General features: G+C 37.5%; 11 protein-coding genes. 7 read left to right on the forward strand and 4 right to left on the reverse strand.

What is annotated here, in order from left to right; genetic code table 11:
• The coding region (locus ACY651_RS02485) for an LptF/LptG family permease (protein ID WP_462249380.1) at positions 1 to 675 on the reverse strand (675 nt) is incomplete at its 3' end.
• Between the two features lie 51 nt (positions 676 to 726).
• Here ACY651_RS02485 and ACY651_RS02490 point away from each other — a divergent pair.
• Positions 727 to 1,341, forward strand: a complete 615-nt coding sequence (locus tag ACY651_RS02490; protein ID WP_462249382.1) for a hypothetical protein — start codon at positions 727 to 729, stop codon at positions 1,339 to 1,341.
• Here the strand turns inward: ACY651_RS02490 and ACY651_RS02495 are convergent.
• Positions 1,338 to 1,718 (reverse strand): START-like domain-containing protein, encoded by a 381-nt coding sequence (locus ACY651_RS02495; RefSeq protein ID WP_462221914.1) that lies wholly within the window; start codon positions 1,716 to 1,718, stop codon positions 1,338 to 1,340. The two genes, ACY651_RS02490 and ACY651_RS02495, sit on opposite strands and share 4 nt — an antisense overlap.
• A gap of 269 nt (positions 1,719 to 1,987) precedes the next feature.
• Between ACY651_RS02495 and ACY651_RS02500 the strand changes: the two genes are divergently transcribed.
• The 3 genes from ACY651_RS02500 (at position 1,988) to ACY651_RS02510 (ending at position 5,629) form a co-directional block, all read left to right on the forward strand.
• Positions 1,988 to 2,860 (forward strand): sigma-70 family RNA polymerase sigma factor, encoded by an 873-nt coding sequence (locus ACY651_RS02500; RefSeq protein ID WP_462249384.1) that lies wholly within the window; start codon positions 1,988 to 1,990, stop codon positions 2,858 to 2,860.
• Positions 2,861 to 3,061: 201 nt separating this feature from the next.
• Entirely contained in the window at positions 3,062 to 4,273 is a 1,212-nt protein-coding gene (gene odhB / locus ACY651_RS02505; RefSeq protein ID WP_462249386.1) for a 2-oxoglutarate dehydrogenase complex dihydrolipoyllysine-residue succinyltransferase, read from the forward strand.
• A gap of 159 nt (positions 4,274 to 4,432) precedes the next feature.
• Entirely contained in the window at positions 4,433 to 5,629 is a 1,197-nt protein-coding gene (locus ACY651_RS02510; protein ID WP_462249388.1) for an RsmB/NOP family class I SAM-dependent RNA methyltransferase, read from the forward strand.
• On the opposite strand, the gene ACY651_RS02515 is transcribed toward ACY651_RS02510, so the two are convergent.
• Entirely contained in the window at positions 5,626 to 8,037 is a 2,412-nt protein-coding gene (locus ACY651_RS02515) for a S8 family serine peptidase (RefSeq protein WP_462249390.1), read from the reverse strand. The two genes, ACY651_RS02510 and ACY651_RS02515, sit on opposite strands and share 4 nt — an antisense overlap.
• A 377-nt stretch (positions 8,038 to 8,414) precedes the next feature.
• Between ACY651_RS02515 and ACY651_RS02520 the strand changes: the two genes are divergently transcribed.
• Complete coding sequence (locus tag ACY651_RS02520) at positions 8,415 to 8,759, forward strand: RNA recognition motif domain-containing protein (protein ID WP_462221568.1); 345 nt, start codon at positions 8,415 to 8,417, stop codon at positions 8,757 to 8,759.
• A gap of 127 nt (positions 8,760 to 8,886) precedes the next feature.
• Here the strand turns inward: ACY651_RS02520 and ACY651_RS02525 are convergent, their stop codons facing one another.
• Positions 8,887 to 9,876, reverse strand: coding sequence for a beta-ketoacyl-ACP synthase III (locus ACY651_RS02525; RefSeq protein WP_462249392.1), 990 nt, complete (start codon positions 9,874 to 9,876; stop codon positions 8,887 to 8,889).
• Positions 9,877 to 10,080: 204 nt separating this feature from the next.
• Here ACY651_RS02525 and ruvA point away from each other — a divergent pair, with 204 nt between their 5' ends.
• Positions 10,081 to 10,665: a Holliday junction branch migration protein RuvA gene (gene ruvA / locus ACY651_RS02530; protein WP_462249394.1), complete on the forward strand. Its 585-nt coding sequence runs from the start codon at positions 10,081 to 10,083 to the stop codon at positions 10,663 to 10,665.
• An 88-nt stretch (positions 10,666 to 10,753) separates the two neighbouring features.
• A partial coding sequence (gene sov, locus ACY651_RS02535; protein ID WP_462249396.1) for a T9SS outer membrane translocon Sov/SprA occupies positions 10,754 to 11,916 on the forward strand: 1,163 nt, incomplete at its 3' end.

Genomic DNA, 11,916 nt, shown 5'->3' on the forward strand with positions numbered 1-11,916 from the left:
GGAGGAGTCGCCGGAATTGCCTCTTTCCGTATAGCGGTAACCATTCTGCAAATTAAATTCTAAAAACTTTTTATCTTCCGAAACGCTCATTACACCAGTTTCGGCAACAATACAATTATCCTGCAGGGAGTTGGTTTGTTCGTAAATAAGCACATTACGAATGGTTTTATTGTCATCATCTTTTTTACCTACTTTAATAGCATAAGTTGGTATATGGGTAAAAAAAACCCCTTCCTTTAAATCAAAGGCAGGCTTTTTATAAAAAATATCGTTGTATAAGGTTACAAATTTTAATTGGGTGTAAGGGATAACATAATTAGCAAACAAAAAAGTAATACCACTTAATAAAATAGCCACAAATACCAAAGGCCGCATAAAACGCAATAAGGATATGCCGGCAGATTTTATGGCTACCAGTTCAAAACTTTCGCCAAGGTTACCAAACGTCATTATAGAAGAAATAAGAATGGCAATGGGCATAGACAGTGTTAATAAACTGGCGCTTGCAAACCATAAAAACTCACCGATAGTAACAAAATCCAGGCCTTTACCCACCAGGTCATCAATATACTTCCAAAGGGTCTGCATCATCAAAACAAAAAAAGCAATAAAAAAAGTTACAATAAACGGCCCTAAAAAAGATTTAAGAATAAGTTTATCTAATTTTTTAATCATTGCCTTGCCTGGTGTTGCTGTTAAAAGTTATTTGTAAATTGTAAAGATATTATGACTGATAAATCAAAATTAACGCTTTCTGCGGAGGAACTGCAATTGGTAAGCACCACTAACTGGATTTTAACTAAACGTAAAATAATTGACAATGTAAATATTTTCTTTGCAAATTTTGCAGATGATATGAAAGCTGCAGTGATGGCAGAAAAAGAATGGCTGCCCCACGCCGTTACATCATCCACTCTAAAAATTGCCAAAGGCGAAAATTATTTGCAGCTGCCTTATTTAATTTTAGATTACCCACGCTGCTTTGATAAAGAAAATGTTTTTGCCGTACGCACCATGTTTTGGTGGGGCAATTTTTTCAGCTGCACATTGCATTTATCAGGTAAATATAAAACTATGTTTCAGCAAAATTTGATAAATAATATCAGTGCTTTACCGCTAAATAATTTTTACCTCTGTATTAATGAAGTGGAGTGGCAGCACCACTTTGAAGAAGATAACTTTAAAGCCTTAAACATACTAAGCAGTGCGGAAATAGAAAAAATAATAGTACAACAGCACTTTATAAAAGTAGCTGCAAAATTTTCGTTGCATCAATGGAATGAAATAGAGGTGTTGCTGGAAAAATCTTTTACAGATGTATTGCACCTGCTGAAATATTAACTGCCTATACGGTGAAAAAGGTCTTTAACCTGGTATTCCCACAACTGGCTCTGATCTTTAATTTCTTTTTTTTCTGCAAAATCTTTTACTACCAAAATTGTTTGGTTGGTTACTTCCGATTTTTCAATGCTCCATTCAAAATATTCTCCCTTGGGCATGTGCAGCCAGTGAAAGCGTACAAATTTATCTTCTTCCATTTCTAATAACTCTGCTTTATCAGTAGTGCCATTCCACGAAAAACTGTACACACCATCACGTTCATCTACTTTATCTGCAAACCATTCCTGCAATCCTGCAGGCGTAATTAAAAATTCATACAATATGCCTGGCGAACATCTAACCGGGTATTCTAATGTAAATAATACTTTCTTACTCATTCTTTATTTTTAAAAATCCTTGAACCATGCAATAATAGCAAAATAATCACCGTGGCAAAATATTTTATCATTTATTTTTAGCATACTTATTAACATATTGTATTGCGAAAACCATTTTTTAAACCTACTGACATACAGAACTTTACAAAAAGTTTTTTGGTGAGATACTTTAAATACTATAAATTACGTTAATAAATACGGAAATTTTTTTAACAATTCATTAACCGCAAATCGCTTTCTGTACTTAACCCCCAAAAACAAGCAGGCTTATGAGCATGCGTCAACTAAAGATCACCAAGTCTATCACCAATCGTGAGAGCCAGAGTCTGGAGAAGTATTTACAGGAAATTGGTAAGGTAGAATTAATAACACCCGAAGAGGAAGTTTCCCTCGCAATCCGAATTAAAAATGGTGATCAGGGTGCTTTGGAAAAATTAACCAAAGCTAATTTAAGATTTGTAGTATCTGTTGCAAAGCAATATCAAAACCAGGGATTAACATTACCCGATCTTATAAACGAAGGCAACCTCGGCCTTATAAAAGCAGCACAGCGTTTTGACGAAACAAGAGGGTTTAAATTTATTTCGTACGCCGTTTGGTGGATACGCCAAAGCATTTTGCAGGCATTGGCCGAGCAATCACGTATTGTAAGATTACCGCTGAATAAAGTAGGCCTCAGCAACAGGATCAGCAAAGCCTATTCTTTACTGGAGCAGGAATTTGAAAGAGAACCCAGTGCAGAAGAACTGGCTACTTTTTTAGAGATGGATATTGAAGAAGTAAGGGCAACATTAGGTGCAGGCATCAGGCATGTAAGTATGGACCAGCCTTTAATGGATGGAGAAGATAATACCCTAATGGACGTAATGATAAACCCCAATGCTATTGGTACCGATTTTGAAGTGCTGAATGCCTCTTTAAAAACCGAAATTGAAAGGTCGCTCAGCACACTTTCCGAAAGGCAAAAAGATGTGATCCGTTTTTTCTTTGGTATTGGTATAGACCATGCCTTAAGCCTGGAAGATATTGGCGAAAGATTTAACCTTACCCGTGAAAGGGTGCGTCAGATAAAAGATAAAGCCATTACAAAATTAAGAACGGCTTCGAGGTGTAAAATTTTAAAAGGTTACTTAGGGGCATAAAAAAACTGCTTAATAAAATTTTAGAATAAAATCATCGCAAAAATATTTTTAAGACAGTTAGTCTGAAATTTTGAATATTAATTGCCTTCTCAGCGGTCTCCGCTCCTCAGTGTGATTTCTTCCCTCTTTTAATTTCTTTAAATCAATTTCCATAATCATTTATTTTCCCCGAAATTTGCACTACTAAAAAAGAGTTTATAAATGGCTATTGATATTAAAGTTCCTACTGTTGGCGAAAGTATAAGCGAAGTAACCCTGGTAAAGTGGTTAAAAAAAGATGGTGAGTATGCAAACCGTGATGAAGTAATTGCAGAACTGGAAAGTGAGAAAGCTACTTTTGAATTAAATGCTGAGCAGGCTGGTGTAATTAAAACTATTGCTAAAGAAGGCGATACTTTAAAAATTGGAGATATAGTTTGCAGTATTGATACCGATGCCGCAAAACCGGAAGGAGTAAAGGCTGAACCAGCAAAAGAAACCGTTCCTGCAAAAACCGAAGACCCTAAACCCCTAAACGAACCTGCTAAAGATACCAAAGCGAGCCCCGTTGCTGCCGCAATTATTGCAGATAAAAAAGTAGATGTAAAAACGGTTACCGCTACGGGCTCTAACGGTAAAATTGTTAAGCAGGATGTTTTGGAAGCATTGAATAATCCTGGTCGCAAGCCCGGTGTTACAATGTTTGGCCGCAACGACAGGCCGGAGAAAATGAGTAACCTCCGTAAAACTATCAGCCGCCGTTTGGTAGAAGCAAAAAATACTACGGCCATGCTTACCACTTTTAACGAAGTGGATATGAGTGCCATAATGGAAATTAGAACCAAGTATAAAGATAAATTTAAAGAAGGCCACGGCATTAATTTAGGCTTCATGAGTTTTTTTACCAAAGCCTGTACCTATGCTTTAATGGAATGGCCATCGGTTAATGCTTATATCGATGGGGAGAATGTTATTTATCACGACTACTGTGATATCTCTATTGCAGTTAGTGCACCAAAAGGCTTAGTGGTGCCCGTTATACGCAATGCAGAAAGTTTAAGCATGGCCGAAATAGAAAAGAAAGTGGTGGAGCTGGCCACAAAAGCAAAAGACAATAAATTAACTATAGAAGAAATGACTGGTGGAACTTTCACCATAACCAACGGCGGTATTTTTGGTTCTATGATGAGTACACCCATTATTAATATTCCGCAATCGGCTATCTTGGGCATGCATAATATTTTGCAGCGGCCAATGGCAATTAACGGGCAGGTGGTAATAAAACCAATGATGTACCTGGCATTAAGTTACGATCACAGAATTATTGATGGCAGGGAATCGGTTAGTTTTTTAGTAAGAATAAAAGAGTTGCTGGAAAATCCTGCATTGTTATTGTTTGGAAAAGATCCCGTAAAAAGTTTGCTGGAGTTGTAAAAATTTAAATGCAGCATTTAAGGTTTTAAATTGTGGCGTTAGCCGTAAATATATTTTAGTTTGAAACTGTGGCTCATGTTTTTAAAATTGATTTTTAAAAATAAGTAGCATTACAAGTTAAGTTGGTTAATTTTAAATCCGAAAACCTTAATTCAATAAATGCGTTACCAATCCTATTTAAATACTGCTAAAAAAATACTGCAATTATATAATGGCGAAGAACCCTTTACCGCATACTTAAAAAAGTTTTTTTCCACTCAAAAAAAATTTGGCTCTACCGACAGAAAGCACATTGCTTCCTTATGCTACAGTTACTTCAGGCTGGGCAGGGCAGCAGAAGAAATTAATGACCTTAATATTTTAAAAGGCCTTTTTTTAAGCGAACAGTTTCATAACGAGATTGTACATTTTTTTTACCCCGAATGGGACGATTGGATTGCCAAACCGGTGGCAGAAAAAATTGACCTTATTAATTTTCCTGCAAAAAAAATATTTGCGTATAAAGAAGAACTTTCTGCAGGAATAAATTTTCCAAAATTTTCTGAATCTTTTTTAAAGCAGCCTAAACTTTTTTTAAGGATAAGGCCGCATAAAAAAAATATGCTGGTAGATAAATTGCAAAAAGCAAAAATTCCGTTGGCATTAATTGATGAAGATTGTATAGCCTTATCCAACGCCACAAAATTAGATGGTTTAGTTGCCGCAGACAGGGAAGCCGTGATACAGGATTATAATTCACAGCAGGTATTTAATTACCTTAAAGATTTTGTAGTGGATAAAAAAAAGCCGGTAACCGCTTGGGATTGCTGTGCCGCAAGCGGTGGTAAATCAATATTATTATTTGATATTTTAAAAAGGCATGTGCAGCTAACGGTGTCGGATGTAAGACTTACTATCTTACTAAACCTTCACCAGCGGTTTACCAAAGCCGGTATAAAAGATTATAATTATTTTTTGGGAGATTTAAATACTGTTGGATTTCAATTTCCTGATATTACAGCAAAGGGTACAGAAAAATCGCCGGCTGTAAATAATTACCAAATGATTATTTGCGATGCACCCTGCACCGGCAGCGGCACCTGGAGCCGTACACCCGAAAATCTTTTTTATTTTAAACCCGCCATTATTGATGTGTATGTACAGCGGCAAAAACAAATTGTATCCAATGTAATTTCTTACCTGCAAAAAGACGGGTTGCTTTTTTATATTACCTGCTCTGTTTTTAAAAAGGAAAATGAAGAGGTAGCAGAATTTATAAAAGAAAAATTCCACCTGCAATTGCTGCAAACGGAATTATTAAAAGGTTACGATAAAAAAGCCGACTCTATGTTTGTGGCTGTTTTTAAAAATGGCTAACGCTTCACAATCTTTTTTATCAATTCTTTTTTATCATTCACAAATACGGTTACATAATAAATACCTGCGGCCATTTGCCTCATAGGTATTTGATATATTTTTTTACCGGGGCTGTGCTGATTTACTGAACTGTAAATTTTTTGTCCCCAGTTGGTATGCACAAAAATTTCAATTTTCACTGCATCTTTTTTTGTAACAATCACATTAAGCTTATCAGTTACAGGGTTGGGGCCAATAGCAGTAATGCTGTCTTTAAAAATTACAGGCTGGCAAAATTGTGGGTTATTATTTAAAGTGAGCAATGCAGTATCGCTGCACCCCGAAGAATTAATTACAATTAGTTGATAAGTTCCTGCTGCTGTAACTGCTGCCGGTGTTGTAACTGCAGCGCCACCAATCGTCCAGTTTGCAGTTAAACCTGTGGTAGTGTATTGTGTGGTTAAATTAAAACTGCTGTCAGGGCATTTGCCTGCGGTTTTATCTGTACCAAGATTTGGTTTGGCAATAAAATTTACAGCAACTGATGCAGTATCGGAACAACCCGAATTATTTACACCGGTTAAAATATAAGTTCCCGGAGTATTTACTGCAGCAGGATTAGCAACAGCATTTCCGCTTAGTGTCCACATGGCAGTTAAACCTGTTGTGGTGTACAAACTGTTTAAATTCAAACTGCTGTCACTGCATCTGGATACAGATTTATCAGCCCCAAAATTTGGCTTGGGTGTAAATGCTAACGACATAGAATCTAAATAAAAACTGGTATCGGCAGCAATAAACATTTTAAGCCGGTATTTTATTACTGTGCTGGTAATATTTGTCAGGTCATCTGTGTAAGTAAAATTTCTGGCAGCAAATGCACCTGTAGATGTTTTTGTATTTACTGCAATATAATCTGCATCTGTAGTAAGTTTTCTTTCCACCACAATACTTATTACCGAATCTGTTTTTGCATTCCATTGTAAAGATGCACTGCAGTTGGTAATAGCAGCCTGCCTGGTGTACAATTGTTTTATCAGCAGCACAAAAGCTTTTTTCATATCAGGGATACCATATCCAGTTCTTGCATCAGGGTTAGCGGCCCTGTTAGCCGATTGCTGTAAGGTATTAATGATGTTCATATTATTTACTTCAGGAAAAGCCTGCCATAAACAGGTACTTAGCCCAGCCATATTGGGGCAGGCAAACGAAGTGCCATTACCAAAAATAGGTTGCCCTGTTGAACTGCTGGCCACAACAGCACCAACACCCACTGCGGCTACGCTTGGTTTTATTTGCCCATCGCTGCTGGGGCCATAACTGCTAAAGCCACCAACAACTCCGCTGGTATTTACTGCGCCAATGGTCATCACACTGTCTGCATCTGCAGGCGAAATAATATAATGCCAGGCACCCGATCCTTCGTTACCTGCAGCCACCACAATCAGCATTCCTTTTTTTGCAGCAATATCAGCAGCCTTTGCAATAATGGTGGTGTTGCCATCCATATCAGCATAAGTATGGTTGTAAGCAGCATTATCAAAAGTGGAATAACCTAAGGAAACAGAACAGATATCAACGCCTAAACTATCGGCTCTCTCGGCGCCGGCTGCCCAATTTTGTTCTTCAATAGGATATTCTGTTGCTGCTTCTTCTGTTCGGTACAAATAAAAAGCAGTTTTGGGTGCAGTGCCGACAAAAGTGCCGGGCATATTTGCAGCAATAGTGCTCAGGCAATTCATACCATGCTGGTGGTCTTCATTTACACTTGCATTATTAGATACAAAATCCCAGGTGCCTAAAATTTGTCCGTTGTTTCTTACACTGTCAAAAGTGGGCAGGGTTAAATAATTTAAAAAGCCTGCATCAAGCACAGCCATTTGCATTCCTTCGCCTCTAAAACCACGGTTGTGTAAAAACTCTCCGTTATGTATATGCACCTGACCGTACGATTGACCGTAGCTGTAATAATCAGCCGTTACATTTTGCGGCACCGGAGGATTTAGAGAAACGACACTGAAAGGAGCATCTAATTGTTTATTAACAGGGATATCGATCGTCTCTTTAATATTTGCAATTTGGCTGCTGCTTAAAACAAAAGGAAAAGTATTTATTTTAGCTAAAGCCACTGCATCATTGGTTTGAATAGCTACCTGGTTCAACCATTTGGAAGTATTTAAAATAGTAACTGTGCCTGCTAAACGAATACTGTCAACATAACGTGGTGTTACGGGTAAATCTGCCGAATCTATATTTATATTATACCTCGTTCTGCGTTGAATGGCCCGGCTGGTAAGAAAAGCAGAAGGGTTGGCAATAGCGTAAGGGCTGGTGCCTTTATCTTTTAAACGTATAATATATCTTGCCTGCGAAAAACTATTGTTGGAAAATGCAGTGATAATTAATAAAAGTAAAATTGCTTTTTTCATAGTTTTAAATTTGCTAATACAAATATAGTTAATAAAGATACCTGCCCGGCAGCTCCATATCATTAAATTTATTTGCCCAATGGATAATTTTAAGGAAAGCGATTATAAAATTAAGGCCTGGTAATTAGTATAGTAACGTATCAGTCAATTTCTTTATTGCAACTGATAGTTAAGCTGATAAAGCATTTCCTAAAAATAAAAATGCTTTTGTGCGCTTATTAGTTTATGTTTGCACTGTGTTTTATCGCATTTAGCTCACAGCATTGATAGATTCTATTTTTTTTAATCTTCTCAGTTAATAGTTTTCCCATCTTTATTAGTTTGCTTTCTCCTTATTGCACAGGTATTTTATTTAATTATTTTAATTTTTTTTTATCATGAACATTTATGTTTCAAATTTAAGTTTTAACACATCCGATGCAGAATTGCAGGATTTATTTTCTCAGTATGGCGAAGTTTCTTCTGCTAAAGTAATTACAGACAGGGAAACTGGCAGAAGCCGTGGTTTTGGTTTTGTAGAAATGAGTAGCGACGAAGAAGGAAAAGCTGCAATGGCTGGCCTTAACAATAAAGAAGTAGAAGGAAGAGCAATGTCTGTTTCTGTAGCTAAAGAAAGAGAAGCTAGAACCGGTGGCGGTGGTGGTTACTCAGGTGGCGGTCGTGGCGGAAGCGGCGGCGGTTATTCTAACAACCGTGGTGGCGGTGGCGGTAGCAGATGGTAATCAGTTATCAACTTTAAAATATAAAATGCCCTTGAAAAAGGGCATTTTTATTTCCTGCAATCTCTGCCCCTCAGCGTGCCATATTTTCATTCTTACTTGGTGTTCTTTTACAAAAAAAAATTAGACACTAATAAGCCCACTTCAACCACGTTGCTCCCCATGTAAACCCACCACCAAAAGCCGCCAATATAATATTATCCCCTTTTTTCAATTGCTTTTCCCAATCCCACAAACACAGTGGCAAAGTACCGGCTGTAGTGTTACCATATTTTTGAATATTAATCATTACTTTTTCTTTCGATAATCCCATGCGGTTAGCAGTAGCATCAATAATTCGTAAGTTGGCCTGGTGCGGTACCAGCCAAGCAATATCATCGGCAGTTAAATTATTACGCTGCATCAATTCATAACTAACATCAGCCATACCTTTTACAGCAAATTTAAAAACGGCCTGGCCTTCCTGGTACACATAATGTTCTTTAGCTAAAACAGTTTCAACAGTTGCAGGTTTAGCAGAGCCACCCGCTTTCATATGCAGGTATTGTCTTCCGCTGCCGTCACTTTTTAAAATACTGTCTAAAACGCCGTTGCCTTCATTATTGGCTTCTAATAAAACTGCTCCGGCACCATCACCAAAAATTATACAGGTGGCCCGGTCGCTGTAATCAATAATACTGCTCATTTTATCTGCACCCACTACCACCACTTTTTTATAGCGGCCACTTTCAATAAATGCTGCACCTGTTGTTAAAGCATATAAAAAACCTGAACAGGCTGCACCAATATCAAAACCAAATGCATTTACAGCCCCGGCTTTATCGCAAATAATATTGGCTGTGGCAGGAAAAACCATATCTGGTGTTACTGTAGCACAGATTAAACAATCAATTTCATCAGGTGTAATACCCCGCTTTTTACACAATTCTAAAACTGCAGGTACAGCCAAATCACTGGTGCCCAGTCCTTCGCCTTTTAAAATCCTTCTTTCTTCCACGCCGGTTCTGCTTCTTATCCATTCATCATTGGTATCCACCATTGTTTCTAATTCCTTGTTGGTAAGTTTATAATCGGGTACATAACCACCAACGGCGGTAATAGCAGCAGTAATTTTTTGCATTTAAATCAGGGGGTTTGTTTTGTAAGTTGAATGTATAAATTATTAGGGGTAAAAATACATAAAAAATGGCTACAGTTATTTTAACAACCAACCTCACAAATAATTCCTATTTTCGCTATGTAAAAGTAAAGGTTTGTGCAAATTGCAGTAAAGTGTGGTATTACTTAACCCGTAACTTAATAACGCCTAATACGTAACAGAGTAATGTACGCATATCTGCAGGGAAAATTTATTGATAAAACACCGGCACAGGTTTATGTAGATGTTAACGGCGTGGGGTACGAAGTAAATATCAGCTTAAACACCTATTCGCATATTCAAAATCTCGATCAGGGAAAACTGTTTACACATTTGCAGGTAAAAGAAGATGGGCATGTGCTGTATGGGTTTTTTGAAAAGGCCGAAAAAGAAATCTTCCTTTTAGTGATAGGAGTTTCGGGCATTGGAGCAGCTACTGCAAGGATGATGCTGTCCTCATTAAAACCCGAAGAAGTGAGCAGGGCAATTGTGCAAAGCAACGTAAAGTTGCTGGAGAGTGTCAAAGGGATAGGGAAAAAAACTGCAGAACGTTTGGTGCTGGAGTTAAAAGATAAATTAAGTAAACAATCATTAAACGAAACTATTTCACCTAATTGGAGCAATAGTTTGGAACAGGATGCGTTAAATGCTTTAGTTGCCCTTGGCATATCAAGGCAGCAGGCAGAGCAAGCCATCCAAAAAGTTACCCTTGCAGAACCATCTGTATCTAAATTAGAAGATTTATTAAAAAAAGCCTTAAAAACCATTTGACAGAATTCTACGTTAATTGATTTATTGGATGTTGCTTATCAGAAAAATTTTTCCGAAAATAATTTGCTGTGGGATACTGTCAGTTGTAGTGGCAATAGTTGCTGTAAACAAAGTTTCGGCAAACCCGTATAATTTAAAATCTCCTTTATTTTTTCAGGATACCACTTCGCCAAAAGGTAATACTAAACTTGTTTTTCCCATTCAGGACAGAAGGGGAGATGCAGTTTCCAATTCAAAGCGCAGCACTTACGATTTAAAAAATCCTTCCAACCTTAAAGATTCCATAGTTTACGATGCTAAAACAAAGCGTTATATCGTTTACGAAAAAATTGGTAACAAATATTACCGCACACCCACTTCTTATTCATCCGAAGAGTATTGGCAAATGAGGGGCAGGCAAATGGAAATTGATTATTTTAAAAAAAGGGCCAATACCACCAGCATACTCAACAGGGGAAAAGTAAAACCTAAATTATCAATCTACGATGGGTTATTTAACCGGCTGTTTGGTAATGGCAAAATAAATATTACACCGCAGGGCAATGTTAACGTAACCGCAGGTTACCAGGGGCAAAATATTAAAAACCCTACCTTACCGGAAAGAGCAAGAAAGAACGGTGGTTTTGATTTTGACATGCAGGCGCAGCTGAATGTAAATGCAGATATTGGCGGCAAATTAAAATTTCCTATCAGTTATAATACCCTGGCCAATTTTGGGCAGGATAATCAGTTGAAATTAGATTACACCGGCCTTGATGATGAAATAATAAAACGTTTTGAACTGGGTAATGTTTCCTTCCCCAGCCGGAGTACATTAATACCGGGAGCCCAGCAATTGTTTGGTGTAAAAACACAGTTGCAGTTTGGTAAATTATTTATCACCACAGTATTAGCCAATCAAAAATCGCAACGGCAATCTGCTAATTTACAGGGTGGCTCATCATCGCAGCAATTTGAAGTAAAGGCAGATGAGTACGAAGAGAACCGTCACTTTTTAGCGGCACAGTATTTTAGGGCAAATTATAATAAGGTAATGCAAAATTTACCTGCGGTAATTGCTCCCATACAAATTTTGAGAATGGAAGTTTGGGTAACTAATAGAAATGGTGTAACTACCGACACAAGGGATGTAGTGGGATTAATGAATTTAGGTGAAGATGGCAACACAGCTAATCCAGGAATACCTACAAATTTTTCTAATACACTTTATTCATCTATTATTGCTAACCCCAGCAGCAGGGCCCCTGCATT

The sequence above is a fragment of the Ferruginibacter sp. genome (genome assembly GCF_031391665.1).
Lineage (GTDB): Bacteria > Bacteroidota > Bacteroidia > Chitinophagales > Chitinophagaceae > Ferruginibacter.